Below are 25,332 nucleotides of genomic sequence, written 5' to 3'. Positions count from 1 at the left end.
TTGCGGCTATGCTCGACTGTCGAAACCTCCAATGACTGCCTTGGCGGCTGCTGCCGATCTAGAGCTTACATTCAAAACCCGCAAAAGCGCCGATACATGAATGCTTACGGTGTAGGGAGAAATGTCCAGTTTCCGGCCAATTTCTTTGTTGGTTTTTCCCTCTGCAATCAACCGCAAGACTTCGCGTTGCCGTGCTGTGAGAAAAGAAAAGTCAGATCGATGGCTGCTGGGAGATGATGTTACCGACGATGATCGTTTGATAACAAACTCTCCGTCTTCGATGCTGCGTATCGCGGCGCTTACTTCGTCAGGCATCACGGCTTTGCTGATAAAGCCATTCGCGCCCATGTCGGCAATTCGGTCGATTATTGCTGCATCATCCAGCATTGACAGAAGGATTATGGAAGAATCCCTGAATTCCTGCCGTAAATCCGCGATTGATCTGGCAGGATCGAGACCAGGAAAAACCCACTCAAGAATAAATGTGCTTGGCGCTGGTCCGGTGCGGGCCAAGGCCAACATTTCACCCAGGCTGCCCGCTTCCTGCACTTCAGCAAATGGATAAAGGCGTTGGACAATGCGGCGCAACCCTTCGCGAAACAGTGGATGATCATCCGCTATAATCGTTCGACTTTTTTCTGGTCGTTCCGTCACATTTATTCCACAGGCGTTATGGGCTTCGATCAAGAATTGAAATGCCCCCGATAATAACGGCGCGGGGAAGCACCATACACAAACGGCTACCGCAAAACCCAACGGGGAAGAATCGCCTTTCTACCAACGACGCCGCTACCGGACGAAGCGCTTGGCTTTTCTATGAACGGCTGCTTTTGATCGACGAGCGGTTCTCGACACAAGGGACGCATTGGAAGATAAAGAACATATGGGGCAAGTGAGCGAAGCAAAATTGGCGGATGGTGGGTTCTATGGTGCCAAGGTGCGCAGTGCCACGGTTTGGCTCGGCATTTTTTACTGGTCAACCGAGTTTATCATCAGCAGCATATTGTGGGGAATTCTCGGCGTCGACCCCCTCGAATCTGCTATAGGAAAACTCATTTTGATGCTGTTCAGCATCGCAATGACATTCGCGATTTCCTTCATCATTTACCGGCTGCACAATGTGCATCTGGCGGTCAAAATCATGACCTGTTTCACGTTGTCCCTCGTTGCCGCCGTGATCAACGCCTACATCGATTTTGCGATATATTATGTCTACATGTTGCCTCAAACGGTTACATTCAACTGGACGAATTTCGGTTACACCCTGGTTTATGGCATGTCTGTTTTCCTGGGCTGGTCCTGCCTCTTCGTCGCCTTGCTCTACAGCTTCGAGATAAGGGAAAACGAGCGGCGTCTTGGCTGCATCGCGTGAGGAAGCCCTGTCAGCTCAGATGCGGGCCTTGCGATACCAGGTAAACCCGCATTTCCTTTTCAACACGCTCAATTCGATTGCGGGTCTGGTTGAAGAAGGAAATACCGTGGGAGCAGGCCGCATGGTTTTATCCCTCTCATCGTTCTTGCGCACCACCCTGGAGCTTGATCCTCTCAACGATGTAAGACTGGCGGACGAGCTGACATTGCAAACCGGCTATTTAAATATTGAAGGGGAGCGCTTTTCGGATCGCATGAAGGTGCGTGTCGATGTGGCACGGGAATTGGAGAATGCGCTCGTCCCGAGCCTCATCCTGCAACCGCTCATCGAAAATGCCGTCAAGCATGGCGTCAGCGACAAGCCTGGAATGGTCGAGATTTTGATCAGCGCCGGTCGCGTTGGCGAGGTTCTGAACCTTTCCGTCGAGAATGATGTTTCTGATGCACCAAATCCGCGCCGTACGCACGGCATGGGAATAGGGTTGAAAAACGTTGCCCATCGCATGGAAACCCGCTTTCCGGGTGCAGGCTCGTGCGTGGCGGGATATATCACCCCGAGCCGCTTCAAGGCCTCCCTGACCATGCCTTTGAGGCTCGCATGAAGGACCTTTCGGTACTCATCGTTGACGACGAACCATTGGCGCGCCGGAGGTTGGTTCGCATGCTCGATGCCCTGCCGGGATTTCGGACAATAGGAGAAGCAGGCGACGTCCGTCAGGCCTATGACCATGCCCGTGAGTTAATGCCCGACATCATGCTACTCGATATTCAGATGCCGGGTGGCAGCGGGTTCGATGTGCTTGAACAACTGGGAACAGATGTGCCCGTCATTATCTTCGTGACGGCATTTGATCATCACGCTCTTCGCGCTTTCGACGCAAGCGCGGTCGACTATGTGACCAAGCCCATAGAACCATCCCGGTTGCATTCTGCTATGGTTCGCGCTCGCCTTGCCGTCGAGGCACGCAATAGTGTCGAACGTGTCGAAGAACTTCAGGAAACAATTCTTGCCCTGCGCCTGGCCTTGCGCAAAGACGAAGCGCGGCAGACCGATCTTTGGCTCAAGCATCAAGGCGATGCCATTCGGCTACCGCTGGAAAAGATAAATTGGATCGAAGCCGACCGGGACTATGTACGGATACACACCACGGATCGATATTTTCTACACCATGAAAGCCTTGCATCAATGGAACGGCGGCTTGACGCTTCCGAGTTCATGCGCATTCATCGCGGCGCAATCGTGCGTCGGAACTGCATTGCCAAACTGAAGCAAGCACCCTTCTCGGCATTGATTGCGGTTTTGGTCGACGGTAGCGAAATTCGGGTCGGTCGGACATACTCAAGAACCGTCCGCATGTTCGCAGGCACTTGAGACTTACCTGATAGGGCGCCGAGAAGGTCTGATCCCCCAGCCGATCTTGTGAAGATCGGCAAGACAAAGGCCGCTCAATTGTTTAACACGTCCGAGCCAGTGGTCGGACCCACTGGATATCTCGAGATCATCGAAATGATGCGCGTCGGCTTTCCTGACATCCAGTGGACTCTAGAGGAAACGATCGCCGAAGGCGACAATGTTGCGGCTCGCTTCACCTATGCTGGGACAACATCGCTGTTAACACGCTGCTCGATCCCGCTCTACTCTTCAGTACGCGCCTTCACTCCCATTCGATTGTGCCTGGGGGCTTCGATGTCACGTCATAAACGACGCGGTTAATGCCTTTAACCTCATTGATAATCCGAGTCGCTGCCTGGCCGAGGAAGTTCATATCGTAGTGATAGAAATCCGCCGTCATGCCATCGACCGATGTCACCGCGCGCAGGGCGCAGACAAATTCGTAGGTGCGTCCATCACCCATGACACCAACAGTCTGCACGGGCAAGAGAACAGCGAAAGCCTGCCAGATCACATCATAGAGTCCGGCCTTGCGGATTTCGTCGAGATAGACGGCATCTGCTTCACGCAGGATTTCAAGCTTCTCGCGGGTAATGCCGCCCGGGCAACGGATTGCCAGACCTGGACCCGGGAAAGGATGGCGGCCAATGAAATGATCCGGCAGGCCAAGCTCCTTACCGAGCACACGCACTTCATCCTTGAAAAGTTCGCGCAGAGGCTCGACGAGCTTCATATTCATGCGTTCAGGCAAGCCGCCAACATTGTGATGCGATTTGATCGTCACCGAAGGACCGCCGGTGAAGGAAACGCTTTCAATCACATCTGGATAGAGCGTGCCTTGAGCAAGGAAATCCGCGCCGCCAAGTTTCTTGGCTTCTTCCTCGAAGACTTCAATGAAGAGCCGGCCGATCGTCTTGCGTTTCTTTTCCGGATCACTTTCGCCCTCGAGCGCGTCAATGAAACGATCTTGTGCATTCACAAGAATAAGCGGCAGATTATAGTGCTCGCGGAACATGCTGACGACATCTGCCGCCTCGCCCTTACGCATCAGACCATGGTCCACAAGGATGCATGTAAGCTGATCGCCAACCGCTTCGTGGATGAGCAGAGCCGCTACGGACGAATCAACCCCGCCTGATAGGGCGCAGATGACTTTCTTGTCACCAACCTGCTTGCGAATGAGATCGACCGCCTTTTCGCGGTAGGCCGACATGGACCAATCACCCTCAATCCCTGCAATACGATGGACAAAGTTCTGGAGGAGCTTTGCGCCATCAGGCGTATGCACGACTTCAGGATGAAACTGCACGGCGTAATATTTTCTGGCTTCGTCTGCGATGGCGGCGAAAGGCGCGCCAGTCGAGGTGCCGACAACCTTGAAGCCTTCAGGAATCGAGACGACACGATCGCCATGGCTCATCCAAACCTGATGACGCGTGCCCTTGGCCCATATACCGTCGAATAGCGCGCATTCTTCTTGGATATCAAGAAAAGCGCGGCCGAATTCGCGATGATGCCCGCTTTCAACCTTGCCGCCAAGCTGTGCGCACATGGTCTGTTCGCCGTAGCAGATGCCAAGAACCGGGACATTGGAATCGAATACATCCTGCGGCGCGCGCGGGCTGCCAATATCGACAGTTGAATGCGGGCTGCCGGAAAGAATGACTGCTTTAGGCTTGATGCGGTGGAACGCTTCCTGAGCTGATTGGAAGGGAACGATCTCGGAATAGACACCGGCTTCGCGAACGCGACGCGCAATCAGCTGAGTTACCTGGCTGCCGAAATCGACGATGAGGACTGTATCGGGATGAGTGGGAGTGTTCATGGCGGGCCTTTAAAGCAAATGTCGGTTAGGCGCAATGGGTTGTCAAAGCTTACTGACAAACTGATTCCGATTGTTAACAGGGTGGATTAATAGCACTGGTGTTTTCTTTTGCATCCATTACGAGAGGCAACTGGAAGCCAGTTTCTCCGACGAAGATATTTTAGATTTCCCAACGAAAGAACTTCTCAATGCAATGAAGCAATGGGTTTCAGAAAGGAAGCCTGTTGAAATGTTGCATTATAAATTGATTGTTCCATCCTCAATTGCATCAGCCATGGTCTCAACGGCTACTGCAAGTTTCTCATCGATCACATGGAGATATTCAGTCCAATCCCCGAGATGCTGAAGCTCCTCTGCGCCATCGGAAATTCCACGCAGACCGATCAAAGGGAGATTGAAACGATGGCAGGCACGAAGGATGGAGAACGTCTCCATTTCCACCATATCCGCGTCAACTAGATCATAGGCTTTGCCCGAGACGATGTTGGCACCACTGGACAGTGTCGCTTCCTTTATACCCGGAATGCGATAATCGAGTGGGAGCTTCACCGGCAGGTCAAGAAATGGCGTGGCACCCTTGATAAACCCTAGCGGCGAGGCATCCATGTCCCGATAGGACACACTGGTCGCCTGATAGATTTCGGTCTGTTCAAGAATGCGGGATCCGGCAGAACCCAACGATACGACCAAATCCGGCAAGGACGATGTGGCCCCCAAATGTGCGAGAACGGACGAAACGCTGACGGCCGATTCCACGGGGCCGACGCCAGTGATCAGCGGCGTAAAAAGTTTTTGCAAGTGATGGCCATATTCGGCAGTTGCGGCCATGGCAAACAGAACGCGTTTGCCAGCAATCGGGGTGACATAATCAAACATTTCAGCCTGCCGGGTTCAGCCAATAAAGGGAAGCGTTAAGCAGGGTCGCGAAGGCCACCCATGCCAGATAAGGGAGAAACAGAATTGCCGATGTGCGCTCTGTTCTCCAGCTCACTTTGATGAAGCCTATAATCGAAATCAGCAGAAGCACGATGACGACCAGTGCAAGACCCATTTGCTGGAGCCCGAAAAAACTCGGCGACCAAAGAAAATTGAATAGAAGTTGTGCCCACCAGAATTGCTGGGGGGATGCCAGACCACGATCCCATACACGCCAGCCAGCAAGAGCGATAATGACGTAAAGAACTGTCCAGACGGGGGCAAAAAGCCAGTTCGGCGGATTGAATGATGGCTTGACCAGACTGGCATACCATTCACCCGGAAGGGCTATGTAACCAATTGCAAGCCCACCACCAACGACTAAAACCAAAAACAGCAAAAGCACCATGGAACGAGACATAGGAATATTCCTGTGAATGACTTGCGCCGGTTGTAGCCTTATTTTTCCCGCCTGAGAACCGAAATGAAGAAGCCATCGGTTGATGTTGAAAACGGAGAGAGGATCGTGGTTCCATCTTTAAACAATGGTTTGAGGTCCTTGTCTTCAGACACAGCCTGGCTCCAGATCGGCTGGCTGTCGATGACGCCGTATTCGGGGTTTGCCGCTAGAAATGCCGAAACCTGATTGCCGTTTTCGGGAGCGAAAAGCGAACAGGTAATGTAGACCAAACGTCCACCCGGCTTCACATAAGCCTTGGCGGCATCCAACACCTGGCGCTGCTCAACTTCGCGCCGCTCCAGCTGTTGCTCGCTCAATCGCCATTTTGCATCCGGCCTGCGCCGCCATGTTCCTGAACCGGTGCATGGCGCGTCAACAAGAACCAGATCCATCTGGCCTTCCAGCGGAACGAGATCGCTTATATTGGCATGGGCCTGTGCGTTGCGTACCCCTGCCCGCTTGAGGCGGTCAAAAATAGGTGCCAAACGCGCGCGTTCCGCATCATAGGCGTGGATCTGTCCCTTATTATTCATCTCGGCAGCCAGGGCAAGCGTCTTGCCGCCTGCACCGGCGCAGTAGTCCAGCACCTGTTCGCCCGGCTTAGCATTGCTGAGCTTGGCTGCAATCTGCGAGCCCAAGTCCTGCACCTCGAACAATCCGCGCTGGAAGGCTGGCTCAGCCTGTACGTTTGGATGACGACCCATGGCGCGTAAAGGCGGCACACGAATAGCCGTTTCCAGCAGCGGCGCGGGATTAGCTCCAGCGCGTGCCAGTTCTTTCAACACCTTTTCGCGGTCAGCCTTCAACGTATTGACGCGAAGATCAACAGGAGGCCGGTCGCTCAATGCTGCGGCTTCTTCCACCCATTTATCGCCGAAGATCGCCTGAAAATGCCCCACGCACCATTCCGGCACATCGGCGCGAATATGGTCTGGCGCAGATTTCAGATCACGCGACTCCCACATGGTCAATTGATCTGCATCGAGAGGTTCTGGAGCAAACTTGTCGCCTTCAAGCGCGGCATTGATATCTTCAATATTCAGTTCGGCATCGGACAGCAGAACACCAAAAGCGATATGGCGTGCCGCATCGCTATCCATGCGCCAACCGAGCGACAATTTCCGGCGAAGCGCATCATAGACAATATTACCGATGACAGCACGGTCACCAGCTCCGGCGAAACGATGCGACAACCCCCAATCCTTCAAAGCATCCGAGGCGGGACGCTTGCGATTTTCAATATCTTCGAGAACTTCGATTGCCGCCTGCAGGCGTCCGCCAAGTCGCATATGAATTCCTTGTAAGTCTTTAGAGCTTTTCCAACTCTTTCACTGTCGCATACATGGCTGCGACAATAAAAGAAAGCCGGGGCTTGCGCCCCGGCTTTCTATTGTTCGTTGTTCGCGTCGGCCTATTCGGCAGCGACGTCTTTTTCCTCGTTGGAGATAGCATTGGCCTCATAGCCATGTGCCTCTTTCAAAGCGGCACGCACACCGGCTTCATAATCCGGGTGAACACGGGCGAAATGCACCAACTGGCGCTCGATGATCTCGCTTGGAACGCCGCCCATTGCCGCAGCAATGTTAGAGAAGAGTCGCGAGCGCTGACCAGCATCGAAGAGGTTGAACAATGCGGTTACCTGACCGTAATCATCATTGCCGATGCGGTGGTTGAAGCGGTCCGCATCGCCCGAAAGCTTGAGCGGCGGCTCTTTGGCCGAAGGCTGTTCTACTGCGCCGGAAAAGCTGTTGGGCTCATAATAAGCATCCACATTGCCGGTTTTCTGGCCGAAGAAATTCATCTGGCCATCCTTGTGATAGTGATGGACAGGGCATTTCGGCTGGTTAACCGGAAGCGCCTCATAATGCGTGCCAAGACGATAGCGATGGGCGTCAGCATAGGAGAAAACACGTGCCTGCAACATCTTGTCAGGTGAGTGGCCGATGCCCGGAACAACGTTTGATGGCGAGAAAGCAGCCTGTTCGATTTCGGCGAAATAATTGTCCGCATTGCGGTTGAGTTCCATCACACCAATTTCAATCGGCGGGAATTCACCATGCGGCCAGACCTTGGTCAGATCAAATGGATTATAGCTCGTACGTTCGGCTTCAGCTTCGGTCATGACCTGAACCTGAACAGTCCATTTCGGGAATTCACCGCGCTCGATGCCGCCGAAGAGTTCTTCCTGATAGGTTTCACGAGATTTGCCGATAAGGGTTTCGGCTTCCGCGTTTGTGTAGAACTTGTGACCCTGCTGCGTCTTGAAGTGGAACTTGACCCAGAAACGTTCACCGGCATCGTTCCAGAAAGAATAGGTATGGGAGCCGTAGCCATTCATATACATCGGCGCGACTGGCAGGCCGCGATCCGACATGAGAATTGTTACCTGATGCAGACTTTCGGGTGAAAGCGACCAGAAGTCCCACATGGCAGTGGCAGAACGCAGATTGGTGCGTGGATGACGCTTCTGCGTGTGAATGAAATCCGGGAACTTCAGTGGATCGCGAACGAAGAATACCGGCGTATTATTGCCGACGAGATCCCAATTGCCTTCGCTTGTATAGAACTTCAACGCAAAACCGCGCACATCACGCTCAGCATCGGCAGCGCCAAGCTCACCGGCAACAGTCGAGAAACGCAGAAGCAATGGAGTTTCTGCACCGGGCTGCAGAGCCTTGGCTTTGGTGTAACGCGAAATATCGCCGGTGATCTTCAATGTACCAAATGCGCCCCAACCTTTGGCATGAACCACGCGCTCAGGAATGCGCTCGCGATTCTGATGCGCGAGCTTTTCAAGCAGCTGATAATCATCAAGCAGTACCGGACCACGCTCACCTGCAGTTCTGGAATTCTGATTGTCCGATACCGGTGCACCGGCGGTTGTCGTCAATGTTGGACGGTCAGCCATGGGGCTTCTCCCTTGATTGTCTCGAGCTTTGAAATGATCGGCGCAGCTTCAGCTGACCTCTGATTCCAGAATAGAACTATTCCAATCATAGTTTCCAATTGTATTTAGAATTATTATTGATAGGATTTACCTATCATGTTTTCTGTACGGCAAATGCGCTATTTTGATATCCTCGCCACCACGCTGCACTTTCGCAAGGCAGCAGAGGCGGCGCGTATATCGCAGCCTGCTCTCTCAGCCCAAATAGCGGAAATGGAAACGCGACTTGGTACGACATTGTTTGAGCGGACCCGTCGCTCGGTTGTTTTGACAGATATGGGTCGCAAATTGCTGCCTAAAATCCAGAGCATTCTTGATGAAATCCGCTCATTGGAAGATCTGGCATTGGAAAAGCGCGGCACTTTGCTGGGTCGCCTGCGTCTCGGAATCATCCCAACCATAGCGCCCTACCTGCTGCCGATACTCATCCCGCACCTGCACGACAACTATCCGGATCTTTCCATTGAACTGCGCGAAGCTTTAACCTCGAAGCTGGTGGAGGATTTGCGGCTTGGTGATCTCGATGTCCTGATCGCCGCGCTGCCTATCGATGGCGAGGGCACAGTCTCGATGCCGCTTTTCCGTGATCGTTTTCTGATCGCCACATCGAGCAACGACACGGATATTCTTTCATCGCCCATGACGCAGGAGAATGTTGCTGTTGAGCGCCTGCTGCTGCTGGAAGAAGGCCACTGCCTGCGCGATCAGGCCTTGGCTGTATGTACCAGCGTCAAGCAAAGACAACTCGTCAATTATGGCGCGACCAGTCTGGCGACATTATTGCAGATGGTCAGCCACGGCATGGGTCTCACATTGATTCCGGAAATAGCCGTTCGGACCGAGGCTGGCCGCAATAATGTAAGGATTTCATCTTTTGCCGCTCCTGAACCCGCCCGTGAAATAGGGTTAATCTGGCGAAAGCAGAGCAAACGACGCGAAGATTTTGAGGCGCTTGCGGCTGTCATCATGGATTGCGGCCGCAAATTGACCGTTTCAGAAAAAGAATTGGCTGATTTGGTGGCTTAAACTTAAACCACTGGTGGCAGCAGAAGGTGCATGGCCAGCATGATCCAAAGAACGCCATTGAGAATAAAGCCCAATACGAAAATCGGCTGCCGATAACGAAGCCGGTTCGTCGTGACGTGAATAAACGTATGAGCCAACCGCGCGCCGACAAAGAGCCAGGCGATGACCACAGCGAGATATGATACGCCGTTGACCACATAGAGTGACAGGCAAACGACATAGAACAACAGTGGCACTTCGTAGAGATTGCCCAGGTTGCGGATCGTCGTTGCGCTGATTTCCGGCTCGCTCGTTGGAATGATGAACTCTTGAATCTTGGCCTGACCGCTCATGACCGCCCGCCGGCGCCGAAGAAAAAGCAGTAAATAAACGCAATAGATCAGAAAGGTCAAAGTGATCATGGGCCAGAAAATTTGTGTCTGTGACATGGCGTTCTCCTGCTATCCGGAATGTTTCCAATAAAGGAGACTGCGGAAATTCTCCATCGTCCCTATGCATAATTTACTGACGGTGCTTATGTGCGGGAATTGACCATATGCAAGCCCGGTATCGATCTCATTTCCGCCAAAAGATATTCGACGAACAGCTTGATCTTGCGTGGCAGGAAACGCCCGCTGGCATATACGGCATGGATGTCCATCGGCGCATATCCATAATCCGGCAATATGCGAACCAACTTTCCACCATTGATCAAGGGTTGAACAAGCGGCAGCTGTGCGGCACCAATACCAAGGCCTGCGCAGAGAGCGTCATTGAGCACAAATGCGTTATTGGCGAGGAAAACAGACCTGATTGCCGCATCGACCGAACCATCTGGCCCTATCAAAGGCACCATTTCTCCCGGCGGGGACCAAATGAAACGGACAAACCCGTGCTTGACGAGATCATCCGGCGTGACCGGGCTGCCATGTGTGGTGATGTAGTCTGGAGAGGCGACCAGAACCCTGTCAAATGAGCCGAGTTTACGTGCAATCAAGTCAGATGATTTCATTGCGCCGAACCGGATAGCCACGTCGACATTATCGGTGATCAGATCGGCAATGCGGTCGTCGAGGACCAGTTCAGACCGCAAATCCGGATGCTGCTGCTGGAAATTGATTACAAAGCGAGCGAGGTACATTTGGCCAAAGCCGACGGGCGCGTGGATGCGCAAACTACCTCGTAACGCAGTGGAATAGGCGCTGGCGCCCTCTTCCGCTTCATCCACCGCATGCAATATTTCAAGGGCGCGCCGATAGTAGGTTTCGCCTCCCTCAGTCACGACAAGCTGACGCGTCGAACGATGAAAAAGGCTGATACCCAGATGACGTTCAAGAGCAGCGATCTGCTGGCTGACGGCGGGCTGTGTCAGGCCAAGCTCACGTGCAGCGGCGGACAGAGTTCCAAGCTCTGCGACGCGCACGAAAGTTTTCATCGCCGATAACCGATCCATCACTCACCTCAAAGTTTCTCTTATGAATCATATCATTATTGACGCTCTACACAAACAATTATGCATGGATGATATTCCCTCCAGTAAAATGGAGCGGTTCAAATGACGGAAAAAACGAAGAAGGCAGTTGTTGTCGGTGCCAATGGCATTATCGGCAGCAATCTTATTGCGCATCTGGTCGAGCTTGGCGATTGGGATATTGTTGGTCTGTCACGGCGAGGCGGTGAGACGGTAGGGAAAGTCAGTCATATCGCCGTCGATCTTCTTAATGCGGCAGAAGCAAAAGCCAAGCTTTCCCATCTGACCAATATCACTCACATATTTTATGCGGCCTACCAGGATCGTCCAAGCTGGGCCGAGCTGGTCGCGCCCAATCTGGCAATGCTGGTCAATGTGGTGAATGCAATCGAGCCGATTGCGCCTAGCCTTGAGCATATCAGTCTCATGCAAGGCTATAAGGTCTATGGTGCACATCTGGGCCCGTTCAAAACGCCGGCACGCGAAACCGACGCCAATCACATGCCGCCGGAATTCAACATCGACCAGCAGGATTTCCTTGAAGCCTTGCAAAAGGGCAAAAGCTGGAACTGGTCGGCATTGCGCCCTTCTGTGGTTATCGGCTTTGCTCTGGGTAATCCCATGAATCTGGCGTCGGTCATTGCTGTCTATGCGTCCATGTCGAAGGAGCTTGGTATTCCATTGCGTTTTCCAGGAAAGCCCGGCGCATATCACAGCCTCCTGGAAATGACGGATGCCGGTCTATTGGCACGCGCGACTGTATTCATTGCGACTAATCCGCAATGCGGCAATCAGGCCTTCAACATCAATAATGGCGATTTATTCCGTTGGAGCGAATTATGGCCCAGAATTGCGCAATATTTCGGCTTGGATGTTGCCCCACCTTTGCCCATGTCACTTAATGTCATCATGGCTGACAAAGCGAAACTGTGGGAGCAGATGGTGGAAAAGCACAGTCTTGCGCCAACGCCCTATTCCGACGTCTCCGCGTGGGGCTTTGGCGATTTCGTTTTCGGCTGGGATTATGATTTCTTTGCCGACGGGACAAAACTGCGGCGCGCCGGCTTTCATGAGTATATCCACACGGAGGAAATGTTTCTGCGTGTCTTCGATGATCTGAAGGCACGCAAAATTATCCCATAAGATCAGGCGGCGTCTTCAGCTGCCTTTAATACGGCTGCGCGCTTGCGGCGCGCAGTATGGTTCTGTGCCACGACCGGTGCGATTTCTTCGCCTTTCTGCACGTGGACAGTTGGGACAGGCAGTTCAATGTTGTTTTCCTTGAAAGCCTTGCGCACGGCGATGAAGAATTTGCGCTTCATTGCGAAGGCTCCGCCAGGTTTTGTCGTCATCTTCATACGCAGCACTATGCCGTACTCGCCAAATTCCTGAATACCCTGCATTTTAATTGGTTCAATGACCCAAGGGGCAAATTCTGGATCAGTTGCAAGCTCAGCTCCCACACGTTTGATCAACTTTCGCGCAGCTTCAATATCTGTGTCAAAGCCTACGGTGATATTGAACTTGTCCATCGTCCAATCGCGGCTCTGGTTCTGCACTGCTCCCAACTCCCCGAAGGGTATGGTGAAAACCGGACCACGATGGTGGCGAAGCTTGATCGAGCGGAGGCTGAAACTTTCAACCGTGCCCATATATTTCCCGCTGCTAATATACTCGCCAATACGGAACGCATCGTCGAGCAGGTAGAACACGCCGGAAATAACATCCTTCACCACGGTTTGCGCACCAAAGCCAATGGCGACGCCGACGACGCCCGCGCCCGCAATCAACGGCCCGATCTGAATACCAATCGAAGAGAGGATCATCAGGATTGCCATGATCAGAAGAGAAGCGAACAGAATATTGGAAATGATCGGCAACAGAGTACGCAACCGTGCCTGCTGCGGATCGATCTCGGCATGTTCTTCCTGTGCGTGATGATGGACACCAAGCTTGCGCTCGATCAATGCCTTTATGATGCTCCAGCCGAAGTCTGCAGCAAGAGCGATGACCAGCGTATTGACAATACCGCGAACAATCAGCGTCGTTGTCGGGTTTTGGAGGTTCTGCATGCTGGACATGCCGACGCCCCACATGCGGGCCGTAATGAATATGGCAAGCAAGATCAACGCGACGCGAATGCCGCGATCAACGACCGCAAGCGTAACGGCGGGAACAGTTGCGCCCCCTGCTTCGGCTGTTGCGGGCCGCAATATGAAATGGACCGCCTTGTGCGCTATGATGACGAGCAGCGGGATCACGAATGCAAGCGCGACAACCGAGAAAAGCACCCAGGCTCCCGTCAGCTGGAGCAACCAAAGTCCGATAAAATAGACCGTCATCAGCCATGTCGCAGCAACATGACTGACCAACTGCTTTTTGCCCTCCGCAACCGAAGCCCGCGGACGGCGCCATATAGCAACCAGCCCAAGACACAACAGGACAAAACTTGCCGGTATGGCCAGTGCGACAATCCCGTCTGAGGTCAGACCCAAAAGCGGCAGCAGCGAGAAGGTTGCATCCACAAACAGGAACCAGCCGGCAATGATGACAAGCCAATGGCTCCAGTGATCGGCGGTTTCGTCTGATATTGGCAATGCCCGCACTTCCTCCGAATGTGCGACCTGCATGCTGGATGTGATCAATCCTGCCTTGCAGAACACATTGACAGCCCATGTGCCGGTTGCAGCGGTCAAGTAAGCAAGCACGATCTCACGCAATAATGGCGGCCACTCGAAAATCATGAATGCGCCTGTGCTGCCGACGCTGAAGGCAAGGATCATGAGGCCGGAGTATAGAAAACGGGCGCTGATTTTCTTCGCCCTGCCCTGCGGCGTATCCTTCGATAAGCTGATGAGCCATCGACGATATCGCACTGTCAGGCGATAAACCAGTCTCTGCAATGCGATACCGGCAGCAATAAAAATACCTACCAGCAGGAATACACCCAAGAGACCGCGGTCGCTCAGCTCGGACATAATTGTGGAACGCGCCTGCATGAACTGTCTCGGCAGGTCCGGGATTGTTCTGGCGGTGCGTTCAATATGCTGTTTCACCGTGTCGAGAGAAGACGAGACCATGGATTTTGTCATGGTCGCGGATTCTGATGTCACTGTACCGGTAGCCACAGGAGGTGTCGGTTTTGCCAGCTCCTTTTCCAGCCATGTCTTCACTTCGGGGTCGGACAGCAGCTGGATAAACTGGTCAACTTTCGTCGGTGTGGTCGGCTCGGCAGCTGGTGCACTCTGAGCAAAAACTGGTGACGTCAATAAGAACAGCACCGCAAAAACACTAATCAGTACTTTCAGCAATGAAGAAGGTAAAACGGTCATGGGCTGCCATCAACGCAAAGAGTGACACGCCTGCATGGATTGGTTATGGCCAACCCCAGCAGTATTATGAATTATCTAGCACAATCCGGCAGGTCTTGTCTGTCAACAAAGAAGGTTGCGGCATTTCAAGTATAGGGCTCGCCTGTTCTTCGTGGCTCGTCGTAATTGAGAAAGAATTCATCAAGCTGCGGCGGCGGAACGTTTGTCCCGGCCAGCATGGCATGGGCCTGCCCGCGGTGGTGAATCTGGTGCACGAACAGATGCGACAGGACGAGAGAAATCGGTTCGCGAGATGTGTCTCCGGTTCTCCATGTGATGGATATAACCCGGGCAAGGTCAGCAGCGCTCAACCCGTCACAAAAATCGATAAGCGACTTATCAAATTCCTCCTGTGCCTTCTTCAAGTCGCTGGCAGCAGGAAATGGTACGTCGCCTTCCAAACCAATATTCGCCCGACCAACGCCGATCATATCAGCCATATATATGTGATCGACGATCAGGTTATGATTAAGGGTCAGCTGTATCGAGGGAAAGAAACTGGTGCGCTCTTGAGCAAATTCGGCAGGTGATAACTGCTCACAGGCAGTCAGCAATCGATGATTTGACCAGGCGCTGTTGCGCGCCATGGCCGAAAAATGGGCTTGAAGGGAGATGTCAGACATCACCCTCACCTTTCAGATGATCAGTTGCCGCCGGGATAGTTCGGGCTTTCACGGGTGATGGTGACATCATGGGTGTGGCTCTCGCGCAGACCAGCATTGGTAATACGGACGAATGTAGCCTTTTCGCGGAATTCTTCCAGATTTTTTGCACCCACATAACCCATGGAAGCGCGCAGGCCGCCAGCAAGCTGATGCAGAACGCCAGAAACCGGGCCCTTATAGGCGACCTGACCCTCAATGCCTTCTGGAACAAGCTTTAGCTCATCGCGCACTTCCGCCTGGAAATAGCGATCTGCCGAGCCGCGTGCCATTGCGCCGACGGAGCCCATGCCGCGATAGGCTTTGAATGAACGGCCCTGATACAAATAGACTTCACCGGGGCTTTCTTCGGTGCCAGCAAGCGCAGAGCCGGCCATGGCAGCAGATGCGCCGGCAGCCAGCGCCTTGGCGAAATCGCCCGAATACTTGATACCGCCATCGGCAATAACTGGAATATCGGCTTTCTGTGCAGCCTCCACCGCCGACATGATGGCGGAAAGCTGCGGCACACCAACACCGGCGACGATACGCGTGGTGCAGATTGAGCCGGGTCCAATACCAACCTTGACCGCATCGGCGCCCGCATCGATTAGAGCCTGTGTTCCGGCAGCGGTGGCGACGTTACCGGCAATGATCCGCACGGCATTTGACATTTTCTTGGCGCGGGTAACCGCATCAAGCACACGCTGGGAATGACCGTGCGCTGTGTCGATGACAAGAATATCGACACCTGCGGCGATGAGGCGTTCGGCGCGTTCAAAACCATCTTCGCCAACACTGGAAGCAGCGGCAACGCGCAAACGGCCCTGCGCATCCTTTGCTGCATTCGGGTTAAGCTGCGACTTTTCCATATCCTTGACGGTAATCAGGCCAACACAGTGGCCTTTATTGTCTACGACCAGCAGCTTCTCAATGCGGTGTTGATGAAGCAATCGCTTGGCTTCTTCGTGCTGAACATTGTTCTCGCGAACAGTAATCAGGTTCTCGCGCGTCATAAGCTCATAGATTTTCTGCGCCGGATCCGATGCGAAACGCACATCGCGATTAGTCAGGATACCGACGAGGCGGCCAGGCTTGCGGCTACCCTCACCCGCATTCTCGACAACCGGAATGCCGGAAATGCCATGGGCACGCATCAACGCCTGCGCATCGGCGAGCGTTGCATCCGGGCCGATGGTGACCGGATTTACGACCATACCGGATTCGAACTTCTTGACCTGCCGGACTTCTTCAGCCTGCAATTCCGGTGTCAGATTGCGATGGATGACACCCATGCCCCCAGCCTGCGCCATAGCGATTGCAAGGCGCGACTCGGTGACAGTATCCATGGCGGCAGACAAGAGAGGCAGGTTCAGCTCAATATCAGCTGCGATACGGGTGCGGATATCCGTCTGGCCAGGCATAACTTCGGAATGACCGGGTTGCAGCAGGACATCATCAAATGTCAGTGCAAGTGCGCCTGTTGCGGATTCAACGATTTTTGCCATTACCAATTCCTAACATACGGCTAATACGACTAAAGGACGCGCCACGTGAGGTGGAGCGTCGATCAAGGTCTGTTCAAGTGAATTGGCACGGGCTGGTAACATGCTTATGTCAGTTTGAAAAGCCGTAAACGCAACTGCTGGCCCTTTACGCCCTGTTCAGACACATAATATTGCAATTGCCAAAATAGAAATGCCCGTCACCCGACGTCGAACTGATAGGTCGCAGGCACGAAGCGATAGCCTGTTTCCAGCTTTTCCGCATAACCAACACTCGGGAAAGGCATGTGGTAGCCGATGAAGGGTACTTTATCAGCGGCAATCTTATCGAAAACCTTCTTACGGGTCTCTGCGGCCATTGCCTTGTCGCCGTCAAAGCTCACTTCCCATTCAGGACGTTGCAGCGACGCCACATAGTGATTGGCGGTATCGGCTGTCAAAACCAGGCGCTTGCCTGCCGACTCTACATGAAAAATCATGTGACCCGGCGTGTGGCCATAGGCTGCTTCACTGGTAATACCCGGCACAACCTCATCGCCAGCCTTGATAAAGGTAAATTTGTCGGCAAGCGGCTTGACCTTGGCATTGACCGCTTTCGCGTTATTTTCAGCGGGCGTTCCTGTGCGTGCGGCATCTGTCCAGAAATCATATTCGATCTGGCCGCCTACATAACGCGCATTGGCAAAAGCCGGTTTATCGCCATTCATGAGCCCACCAATATGATCTCCGTGCATATGGGTGATGAGAACGACGGTGACCGCATCCGGCGTATATCCGGCTGCTTTCATGTTGTTTTCCAACTGGCCCAGACCATTTTCACGCCCGCCAACGCCAAAACCGGTATCAACCAACACGACGTCAGAACCGGTATTGATCAAGACAGGGGTGAAGCCATTGACGAACTTGGTCTCCGGCAGAAAATTATTGCGCATAAGCTCTGCAACTGTTTCCTGGGTTTGATTGGCTCCGAAAGTCGGATGAGGCCCGTCTCCCGGGCGCAAACCGTCAAGCAAGGTGGTTATTTCAAAGTCACCAAGTTTGAAACGCTTGAAGCCGGGGGATTGTATATCCGAATGCCGCACGGCAGCTTCAGCGGTGCCCATAATACTGGCTGATGCCAGTCCTCCAGCCATCGCAGTGGAAGCCAGAAACAGATCGCGGCGCGAAATCTCAAATGTTGACATGGATCAATCTCCTTGAGGTGCGAATGCTTTTCAGGTTGTAACGCGGAAAGACCAAAAACAAAGACATGCGTAGATCACTTCTGTTTGATCGCGGCTTGAGCACCAGCAATGCCGGTGCTATCGCATCGCTCATGAGCTGTTGTCCGGCACCGGACCCGCTTTCTCAATGCTTTGAGAACTGGATTAGATTTTGAACCGTGTCATTCCACTCGTCCTCGCCGTCGCCCTCTTCATGGAGCAGATGGACTCGACTGTTATTTCGACATCCCTGCCAGCCATCGCGGCGGACATTGGGACGAGCCCCATTGCACTGAAGCTGGCATTGACCGCCTATCTCGTCTCGCTTGCGGTTTTCATCCCCGTAAGCGGGTGGATGGCAGACAGGTTCGGTGCAAAAAACGTGTTTCGTGCCGCGATCGTGGTGTTTGTTCTCGGTTCCATCGCCTGCGCGGTATCAAATTCGCTGCTGGCCTTTGTCGTATCGCGTTTTCTTCAAGGCGTCGGCGGCGCAATGATGACACCGGTGGGGCGTCTCGTTCTTGTGCGATCAACGCCGCGCAATGAGCTTGTGGGGGCAATGGCGTGGCTGACCATGCCTGCGCTGATCGGACCGCTATTGGGCCCGCCCGTCGGAGGTTTTCTCACGACCTATTTCAGCTGGCACTGGATCTTCCTGATCAACGTGCCGATTGGAATAATCGGGATCTGGTTTGCCACACGCTACCTGCCTTCCGTGGAAACACTGGTACGGCGGCCGCTTGATGTTATCGGTTTCTTTTTGAGCGGAATCGCCGCTTCCGGTGTCGTATTTGGGTTGTCGGTTGTCAGCCTGCCTGCGCTGCCCTCATGGGTAGGGCTGACAACACTTGCCGTTGGACTTGTATCTACCGTTCTTTATCTTTTTCACGCGCGCAACAAGCCAGAGCCTTTGCTGGCGCTCGATCTTTTCAAAAACCAGGTGTTCCGGGCATCCATCGTTGGTGGCAGCCTGTTTCGTATTGGCGTCGGCGCTGTCCCTTTCCTGCTGCCGCTCATGTTTCAGATCGGCTTCGGCATGACGCCCTTCCAGTCAGGCATGATTACATTCGTGTCAGCTTTGGGAGCGATGAGCATGAAGCTTGTGACAAAATGGTTCTACGCCAAGACCGGTTTTCGCAACTCGCTCATGTATGGCTCCGTCGTCGCGGCGGTCTTTATCGCGGTCAACGGGCTTTTCACGCCGGCAACGCCCTATTGGCTGATGATCCTATTATTGCTCGCCGGCGGTTTTTTCCGTTCGCTGTTTTTCACCGGAACAAATGCGCTGGCCTATGCGGATATTCCCAATGAACAGACCAGCCAGGCCACTCCAATCAGTTCTGTCGCACAGCAAATTTCGATAGCCCTGGGTGTTGCTGTCGCTGGCGGCATTCTTGAAGTGTCTACAAAGTTGCATGGAGGGCCGCTGCAACTATCAGACTTTCATACGGCATTCTTTATCGTTGCCGCGGTTTCCGGACTTGCTTGCCTGTCATTTCGCGGCTTGAAAGCGGACGCCGGGGCGGAGGTTTCCGGCCATCGGCCACGAATCAAGGTTGTTTCACCTGCCGAATAGCAATCAGACGTCTCTGCCCTTGAAGTCTCGGGCCAAAAGATAAAGTTCGACCGACTCTGCACGGGAAGCTGGCGGCTTGACATGATGCACGGATTTGAAGTGCTTCTTGAGAAGTGTCAGTACCTCATTTTCCGTGCCGCCCTGGAAGGTCTTGGTCAGGAAGTGGCCACCCGGGCGCAGAACAGACACCGCAAAATCGGCGGCAACTTCGCATAGGTGCGTTGTACGGATATGATCGGTACGGCGATGGCCCGTTGTTGGAGCTGCCATATCAGACATCACGATATCAGGCTCCCCACCCAAAGCTTCAATCAGTTTTTCCGGTGCAGCGTCGTCGAGAAAATCCATCTCAAGCAAGGTAACACCCGGCAGCGGATCAATATGCAGATAGTCAATGCCAACGACTGTCGGCTGATGTGCGGGCGATTCCACGATGGAAGCAGCTATCTGGCTCCATCCGCCCGGAGCAGCGCCGAGATCGATAATGCGCTGACCCTTTTTCAAGATCTTGTAACGATCATTGATTTCGATGAGTTTATACGCGGCGCGCGACCGATAGCCATCCGCCTTTGATCGCTGGACGTAGGGATCATTAATGTGGCGCTCAAGCCAACGGCGCGAGGATTCCTTGATCGTCCCGGCCTTCTTCTTGATCTTGGTGTGCAGCCCGCGCGTGCCTGTGCCGCCGCGTCCGCCTGTTGTCGTCTTAGCCATCTGGGCCCCTGTTTTCCGCGCTATATCAATCGCGCCTAATCTTGCTTATGCGCTGGGACGAAGCCAGCGATTGCGCCACGCGCCATCGCGCGACATGAGTTCGGTTAAAATACCTTCGCGAAGGCCACGATCCGCAACGCGTAATTTCTGGCTGGGCCACACATTGCGGATGGCATCCAGAATTGCGCAACCGGCAAGTACAAGATCAGCACGATCAGCACCAATGCAAGGATTTGCGACACGCTCGTCAAAACTCCACGACAATAGTCTGCTCGTCATTTCAGTCACATCGTCATTTTGCATCCAGATGCCATCAATACGGCGGCGATCATAGCGCTCCAGTCCGAGATGAATACCGGCCAGCGTCGTTACGGTGCCGGACGTTCCAAGCAAATGGAAATTCTGGCTTTTTACCAGATCGCCAAGCTTGTGACGCTCTGTAAATTCATTGATGAGTTCAGCAACGTGATCGACCATGACCGCGAAATTATCCGTCGTCACGTCGCGGCCGCCAAAGCGCTCCGCCAGTGTTACCACGCCAACCGGCAGCGAGGTCCAGGCTATGATGTGCTCCGCCAACCGGGGTGAGCGACGCTCGGAAACGTCAATCAATGCGATTTCGGAAGATCCGCCACCAATGTCGAACAGGACCACCGCGTCAGTCTCCCGCTCGACCAATGTGCCGCAACCGGAAACAGCGAGCCGGGCTTCAGTCTGGCGATTGATGATTTCGAGATCGAGTCCCGTTTCATCCTTTACCCGCGCCAAAAACTCTTCACCATTTGAAGCTTGTCGGCAGGCTTCGGTTGCAATCAGGCGCGCACGCCGCACATCATGGCTATCAAGCTTGTCCCGGCAAACTTTCAATGCCTCAATGGCACGATTCATTGCGTTCTCGTTCAGCCGGCCTGTGGCGCCAAGCCCTTCGCCCAGACGAACGATGCGGGAAAACGCATCCACGACCCGAAACTGGCCGGGGCGCGTGGGAGAAGCAACGAGCAACCGGCAATTATTCGTACCCAGATCCAGCGCGGCATAGAGCGCGGCTCCCGAGTGCCGGTTGTCTTTACGGACCGCATCTTGAATTACAGGCTGTGCCGCTGCCGATGGCTGAACTTGCAAGGTGACCACGCTGGCTTCAGCGCTCTGCACAGGGCCTTTATTGCCTGCGCGCCCACGACGGCGAAAGCGATTTGGCCGTCGCTTTTTAGCTGGTTTGGCGGCTGCGGCCGCTGGACTGACAGCGGCGGGCGCAGATGCAGCCGTCGATACGGCATTCTCCGCCAAAACAGGAGCCTGCTTTGACTTGCCACGCCGTCTGCGGCGCGCACGTTTCTTGGGGTTCGGGTCGAAGCGCCGTTCTTCGGAACCGGAAAGGCTACCCTGTACCTCTTGCACGGGATTACCATGTTGTCCGGACCCGTTCTTGGCAGAATCACTTGCACCATTTGGCACATTGATTCCACCAGACGCCCCATGCGGCGCCAATGAGGCACCCAGTTCGGGGTCTTTCACTCTTTTATCCTTTGAGCACCGCGCGAACCATCGAAGGACGCAAAGCAAGGCGCTTTTCAATTAATGTTGGAGATAATGTAACACGGATTGGCGAATATCCAAGAGACGTTTTACCGCCTAACTGTCGAGAAGGCTCGCATCGCACCTTTTAGCTCGTTCAGCCAGCCAGTTTTTCAATCTCGCCCTCGGTATTTTCTACTGCCTTCCACCCCGTGGATTGCAACAGCATTGAACTGGCAACAAGGTCGCCGTTCAACGTGGCCCAACGATCGCGCTGCCCCGTGATACGTGCCGCAATATCCATGATCCAGACAGGACATGTGAACAATGAGGGGTTTCTTTTGACACCCCGACGCAGGGCGACAAGTATCTGCGAAACTGTGACCGGGCTACTATCGGCGACGATGAAGGTTCCGCCATCGGTTTTTGGTTGATTGAGGCAATGAATTACAGCGTCACAAAGTGACGAACGATGAACAAGAGACCTTTTGCCGGCGAGGGATTTGAATGGAAGCGGGATCGGCAATGCCGCTAGTTTTATCAAAGCCGCCAGATTGCCCTTTACACCGGCACCGTAAACCAGGACTGGCCGCAATATCGTATAGTTTCGGCGGGGCATGAATTTGGCTATGTCGATTTCTGCGTGTCGTTTCGCCCGCCCGTAATCGTCAGTGGGCTGTGGATCATCTGATTCAAGCACGACACCCTGAGCAATATTAGCGCATTGCGCCCTTATTGATGACATGAAAATGAACTTGCCTGTAATGGCTTTATCCGCGGCCTTCGCCAGTCTGGCTGGAAGAACATGGTTTACTGCATTGTATATTTCAGCGCCATTTTCCAGCCTTGTATGCGCAATGGCTGCCAGATGAACCACATGATCGACGCCATCCAGAATAGTCTCGAAAGCAGCGTCGGGCTCATCATGAACTGGCAAACGAACAGTTTTTACTCCGGCAACGACACCCGTTGCTCCGTCTCTCACAGCGGCAACCACCCGATATCCCGATGCCAGCAAAAGCGGAACAAGCTCAGTTCCGACAAAGCCCGTGGCCCCGGTAACAAGAACAGTAGCCGAAGCCATGTGATTCATCCCTTTCAAGAACTCCTATTAAGAGCAAAATAGAACGAGCAATAGAAGTCAGTAATTTTAACTCATGTTCCAATACCTCATCGGAACAAATGATTTTCAATCACGTTGTACGAGGCCAAATATCAAAAGGCAGTGCTTTTGATCCTGAAGATTGACAGATGTTCTGATTGATAATTCGCGCATAAGTTGTATTAGACCATTGTCACAATTTTGAGACGAATCCCATGCTCGATAATGACCAGCAGCCAGTACAATTAACTGGATTATTGTTCTTGGCTGCAATCGCTGTGATATTTTTAATCATTGTATGGCTAATTGGTTCGACTTTTGTTCGGCCTGAAACCCCGCCGGCTCCGCAAAGCTGGAACAAGTCTGGCGTAGTGGGCGTTATCATAGGCTGAACGCTCCGCATCGGGTTAAGCGCTTCGTTAATGCTCCCGGCGCGGCTAGGCAGGAGATCGAAAATGTACTCACGAACAGCCAATTTTTGGTTCAATTTTGCAATATTTGCTGTGTTTATTGCACTGCTGCTTATGCTCAATCCGTAAGAATATTCCAAAATTGAGCAAATAAGAGCGGCAGGGCTGCCGCAATCAAAAACTGAGCCCGTGACACGCCCGAATTAAACCTCTAAGCTTCTGTATTGTAAAATCGTCTTTTGGCCAGGCTTGGCTTTTCGCGGCGTCAGAGGTTTCGGCCGCCAATTCATTCCAAACGACTGATTCCGTGAAGTATCCTGGTATAACCGGTAGGAGGCACCATGGCCAAGGGTCAGCAACGCAGCAACAAAGAAACGCGCAAGCCAAAAAAGGAAAAGGTCGCAGCGAAAGCAGAAGTTCCTTTTAGCTCGATGATGAAAAAGGCAGAGGCAACCACGCCTAAGGGCAAGCCGAAAGCTTGAATCAATATGTGCCGGCCAACATGGCAAACCATGTTCCGGCACGTTCTCATTTTGTGGAACAAAAAGAGAACAAAATCCTTTTCAAATATGTTCGGTTGTGGCAGTATTTTTGAAAAGGAGATTCCTATGAACGCCATCTTGAGACAACCAGAGGATGAAATTGATGAAGCTCTCGCTTATCATCAGGGTGATGCAAGGGCGACCGTGGCTGCTCTTTTAGCTGAGCGCGACTTTCTTTTGCGCGAAATCGAATATGCAGCTTTGGCAATGTCATATGGTTTCGCCAGGGGATGGCGGCCGTCCGGTCAAAAGATTGTAAGATAGACTTGGCAGCCGTCGCGTGTCATTATTGTAAGCTAACAATGTGAGACACGATGAAACATAGTCCAAAACAATTGCCCGAAGTCGGTGTGCGCCCGAAGCGGGTGCTCAGCCCCTCAGAGCAGAAAAGTCTGGCTACCACAGCTGCCGCCTCCGCCATCATCAATGATGAGACCAATAAGTGGGAGAGCAAGACAGCCCGGCTAAAAGCGCTTCGTCTTGCGAAAGAAGCTGCCGACGAAGCCGAACTTGCGGCGCAACCGCCAAAAGCAGCGCCTAAATCCAAAGCCAAGGCGAAAGTCTCCCGGGCGACAAAAGCCAAGTAGTTACTGCCTGCCAGAGCACCTCAAGGCCGAGACTGAAGGAGCTATTTGTGATTTTCTACACGCAGAAATCGAGAAATAGTTTTCAGTTAAAATTCTTATGTGCTAATTGATATATTAGGCTTGGCAAAGTCTTTATATTTATTTCTGGCGGTCCGCATTGACGAAACAGGTGCTTCGCCTTATATGTGTGATATCGGTATTTGGTAGTTAGTTAACAGTTTTATTGCGTCTCAGGCGCTCTGAAAGATCCTTCTTCAAAAATCGAGCTAAAAACTGCATGGCGCGTCGTGCCCTGTATTAAGATATTTCCATTGAAAGGGTTCATCATGAGCACTGGAACAGTAAAGTGGTTCAATTCCACAAAGGGCTTCGGCTTCATTCAACCTGATGACGGTTCGGCAGACGTGTTCGTTCACATCTCCGCAGTTGAGCGCGCTGGTATGCGCAGCCTCAATGACGGTCAGAAGATCAGCTTCGAATTGGTCCGTGACAACAAGTCCGGCAAGATGACTGCTGATCAGCTTCAGGCTGGTTGATTATAATTCGTCTTCGCGGTCTTTGACCACGGATGTACTGGCACTGATAGCAAAGATGAATTTGAGAAGGTCGGGTTTTCCCGGCCTTTTATTTTGCCTGGATTTCTGGCGGGCTTATAGCCACGGTCGGCAGACTTTGTTCAACCGTCATTGCCTCACGCAGAATTTGCGGTCACATCCGCGATGGACAGGTTTATGAACCCAAGCGTCTCGCCAGCTTTGCACCGTGTTGCCCCACTTCAAC

26 protein-coding genes are annotated in these 25,332 nt (G+C 53.1%); 11 read left to right on the top strand and 15 right to left on the bottom strand.

Annotated elements, in window-relative coordinates:
- Positions 1-6: 6 nt before the first annotated feature.
- Positions 7-654 carry a response regulator transcription factor gene (locus QFZ34_RS16820; RefSeq protein ID WP_307283136.1) on the bottom strand — a complete coding sequence of 216 codons (648 nt, stop codon included), beginning with the start codon at positions 652-654 and terminating at the stop codon, positions 7-9.
- 211 nt (positions 655-865) lie between these two features.
- Here QFZ34_RS16820 and QFZ34_RS16815 point away from each other — a divergent pair, with 211 nt between their 5' ends.
- The 4 genes from QFZ34_RS16815 to QFZ34_RS16800 are packed head-to-tail and all read left to right on the top strand — an operon-like array spanning position 866 to position 3,085.
- Complete coding sequence (locus QFZ34_RS16815; protein WP_307283133.1) at positions 866-1,372, top strand: hypothetical protein; 507 nt, start codon at positions 866-868, stop codon at positions 1,370-1,372.
- Complete coding sequence (locus tag QFZ34_RS16810; RefSeq protein WP_307283131.1) at positions 1,356-1,973, top strand: sensor histidine kinase; 618 nt, start codon at positions 1,356-1,358, stop codon at positions 1,971-1,973. The genes QFZ34_RS16815 and QFZ34_RS16810 overlap by 17 nt, the downstream gene beginning before the upstream one ends.
- Positions 1,970-2,743, top strand: a complete 774-nt coding sequence (locus tag QFZ34_RS16805) for a LytR/AlgR family response regulator transcription factor (RefSeq protein ID WP_115055150.1) — start codon at positions 1,970-1,972, stop codon at positions 2,741-2,743. The genes QFZ34_RS16810 and QFZ34_RS16805 overlap by 4 nt, the downstream gene beginning before the upstream one ends.
- 48 nt (positions 2,744-2,791) lie before the next feature.
- Positions 2,792-3,085, top strand: coding sequence for an ester cyclase (locus QFZ34_RS16800; RefSeq protein ID WP_307283127.1), 294 nt, complete (start codon positions 2,792-2,794; stop codon positions 3,083-3,085).
- On the opposite strand, the gene guaA is transcribed toward QFZ34_RS16800, so the two are convergent.
- The 5 genes from guaA to katA form a co-directional block, all read right to left on the bottom strand.
- Positions 3,027-4,589 carry a glutamine-hydrolyzing GMP synthase gene (guaA, locus tag QFZ34_RS16795; protein ID WP_115055165.1) on the bottom strand — a complete coding sequence of 521 codons (1,563 nt, stop codon included), beginning with the start codon at positions 4,587-4,589 and terminating at the stop codon, positions 3,027-3,029. The two genes, QFZ34_RS16800 and guaA, sit on opposite strands and share 59 nt — an antisense overlap.
- 237 nt (positions 4,590-4,826) lie before the next feature.
- Entirely contained in the window at positions 4,827-5,465 is a 639-nt protein-coding gene (locus QFZ34_RS16790) for a 5'-methylthioadenosine/S-adenosylhomocysteine nucleosidase (RefSeq protein ID WP_115055166.1), read from the bottom strand.
- Position 5,466: 1 nt separating this feature from the next.
- Positions 5,467-5,925 carry a TspO/MBR family protein gene (locus QFZ34_RS16785; protein ID WP_307283122.1) on the bottom strand — a complete coding sequence of 153 codons (459 nt, stop codon included), beginning with the start codon at positions 5,923-5,925 and terminating at the stop codon, positions 5,467-5,469.
- Positions 5,926-5,963: 38 nt separating this feature from the next.
- On the bottom strand, positions 5,964-7,253 hold the full coding sequence (locus QFZ34_RS16780) for an RsmB/NOP family class I SAM-dependent RNA methyltransferase (RefSeq protein WP_307283120.1): 1,290 nt from the start codon (positions 7,251-7,253) through the stop codon (positions 5,964-5,966).
- A 122-nt stretch (positions 7,254-7,375) separates the two neighbouring features.
- Positions 7,376-8,872, bottom strand: coding sequence for a catalase KatA (gene katA, locus QFZ34_RS16775; protein WP_307283118.1), 1,497 nt, complete (start codon positions 8,870-8,872; stop codon positions 7,376-7,378).
- Positions 8,873-9,007: 135 nt separating this feature from the next.
- Between katA and QFZ34_RS16770 the strand changes: the two genes are divergently transcribed.
- Positions 9,008-9,937, top strand: coding sequence for a hydrogen peroxide-inducible genes activator (locus tag QFZ34_RS16770; RefSeq protein WP_115055170.1), 930 nt, complete (start codon positions 9,008-9,010; stop codon positions 9,935-9,937).
- 2 nt (positions 9,938-9,939) lie between these two features.
- On the opposite strand, the gene QFZ34_RS16765 is transcribed toward QFZ34_RS16770, so the two are convergent.
- Positions 9,940-10,365 (bottom strand): MAPEG family protein, encoded by a 426-nt coding sequence (locus tag QFZ34_RS16765; protein ID WP_115055171.1) that lies wholly within the window; start codon positions 10,363-10,365, stop codon positions 9,940-9,942.
- An 86-nt stretch (positions 10,366-10,451) separates the two neighbouring features.
- Positions 10,452-11,369, bottom strand: coding sequence for a LysR family transcriptional regulator (locus QFZ34_RS16760; RefSeq protein ID WP_307283110.1), 918 nt, complete (start codon positions 11,367-11,369; stop codon positions 10,452-10,454).
- A 102-nt stretch (positions 11,370-11,471) separates the two neighbouring features.
- On the opposite strand from QFZ34_RS16760, the gene QFZ34_RS16755 reads away from it, so the two are divergent.
- On the top strand, positions 11,472-12,530 hold the full coding sequence (locus QFZ34_RS16755; RefSeq protein ID WP_307283108.1) for an SDR family oxidoreductase: 1,059 nt from the start codon (positions 11,472-11,474) through the stop codon (positions 12,528-12,530).
- Between the two features lie 2 nt (positions 12,531-12,532).
- Here the strand turns inward: QFZ34_RS16755 and QFZ34_RS16750 are convergent, their stop codons facing one another.
- The 4 genes from QFZ34_RS16750 to QFZ34_RS16735 form a co-directional block, all read right to left on the bottom strand.
- Positions 12,533-14,719, bottom strand: coding sequence for a mechanosensitive ion channel family protein (locus QFZ34_RS16750; protein ID WP_307283106.1), 2,187 nt, complete (start codon positions 14,717-14,719; stop codon positions 12,533-12,535).
- A gap of 125 nt (positions 14,720-14,844) precedes the next feature.
- Entirely contained in the window at positions 14,845-15,381 is a 537-nt protein-coding gene (locus QFZ34_RS16745) for a DinB family protein (RefSeq protein WP_307283102.1), read from the bottom strand.
- A 20-nt stretch (positions 15,382-15,401) separates the two neighbouring features.
- Positions 15,402-16,907 (bottom strand): IMP dehydrogenase, encoded by a 1,506-nt coding sequence (gene guaB, locus QFZ34_RS16740; RefSeq protein ID WP_115055176.1) that lies wholly within the window; start codon positions 16,905-16,907, stop codon positions 15,402-15,404.
- A gap of 197 nt (positions 16,908-17,104) precedes the next feature.
- Positions 17,105-18,088 (bottom strand): MBL fold metallo-hydrolase, encoded by a 984-nt coding sequence (locus QFZ34_RS16735; protein ID WP_307283096.1) that lies wholly within the window; start codon positions 18,086-18,088, stop codon positions 17,105-17,107.
- Between the two features lie 190 nt (positions 18,089-18,278).
- On the opposite strand from QFZ34_RS16735, the gene QFZ34_RS16730 reads away from it, so the two are divergent.
- Positions 18,279-19,682, top strand: coding sequence for a DHA2 family efflux MFS transporter permease subunit (locus tag QFZ34_RS16730; RefSeq protein ID WP_115055178.1), 1,404 nt, complete (start codon positions 18,279-18,281; stop codon positions 19,680-19,682).
- A 3-nt stretch (positions 19,683-19,685) separates the two neighbouring features.
- On the opposite strand, the gene QFZ34_RS16725 is transcribed toward QFZ34_RS16730, so the two are convergent.
- The 3 genes from QFZ34_RS16725 to QFZ34_RS16715 all read right to left on the bottom strand — a co-directional run bounded on the left by QFZ34_RS16725 (position 19,686) and on the right by QFZ34_RS16715 (position 22,995).
- A complete protein-coding gene (locus tag QFZ34_RS16725) occupies positions 19,686-20,396 on the bottom strand; it encodes an RlmE family RNA methyltransferase (protein WP_115055179.1) in 711 nt (236 codons plus the stop codon).
- 45 nt (positions 20,397-20,441) lie between these two features.
- Positions 20,442-21,911, bottom strand: coding sequence for a Ppx/GppA phosphatase family protein (locus QFZ34_RS16720; protein WP_115055180.1), 1,470 nt, complete (start codon positions 21,909-21,911; stop codon positions 20,442-20,444).
- Between the two features lie 157 nt (positions 21,912-22,068).
- Positions 22,069-22,995 (bottom strand): NAD-dependent epimerase/dehydratase family protein, encoded by a 927-nt coding sequence (locus tag QFZ34_RS16715; protein WP_307283090.1) that lies wholly within the window; start codon positions 22,993-22,995, stop codon positions 22,069-22,071.
- Between the two features lie 769 nt (positions 22,996-23,764).
- Between QFZ34_RS16715 and QFZ34_RS16710 the strand changes: the two genes are divergently transcribed.
- From QFZ34_RS16710 to QFZ34_RS16695, 4 genes are all read left to right on the top strand, one after another.
- Entirely contained in the window at positions 23,765-23,905 is a 141-nt protein-coding gene (locus QFZ34_RS16710; protein ID WP_307283087.1) for a hypothetical protein, read from the top strand.
- 30 nt (positions 23,906-23,935) lie between these two features.
- Positions 23,936-24,229, top strand: coding sequence for a hypothetical protein (locus QFZ34_RS16705; RefSeq protein WP_307283084.1), 294 nt, complete (start codon positions 23,936-23,938; stop codon positions 24,227-24,229).
- A gap of 50 nt (positions 24,230-24,279) precedes the next feature.
- Positions 24,280-24,552, top strand: a complete 273-nt coding sequence (locus QFZ34_RS16700) for a hypothetical protein (RefSeq protein ID WP_115055182.1) — start codon at positions 24,280-24,282, stop codon at positions 24,550-24,552.
- Positions 24,553-24,878: 326 nt separating this feature from the next.
- Positions 24,879-25,088 carry a cold-shock protein gene (locus QFZ34_RS16695; RefSeq protein ID WP_091881096.1) on the top strand — a complete coding sequence of 70 codons (210 nt, stop codon included), beginning with the start codon at positions 24,879-24,881 and terminating at the stop codon, positions 25,086-25,088.
- Positions 25,089-25,332 lie beyond the last annotated feature (244 nt).

Origin of the sequence: Phyllobacterium ifriqiyense (assembly GCF_030817885.1) — a bacterium.
Taxonomy (GTDB): domain Bacteria; phylum Pseudomonadota; class Alphaproteobacteria; order Rhizobiales; family Rhizobiaceae; genus Phyllobacterium; species Phyllobacterium ifriqiyense.
Note: the sequence above shows the minus strand (reverse complement) of the source record. Positions and strands in the feature narration are given on the sequence as shown.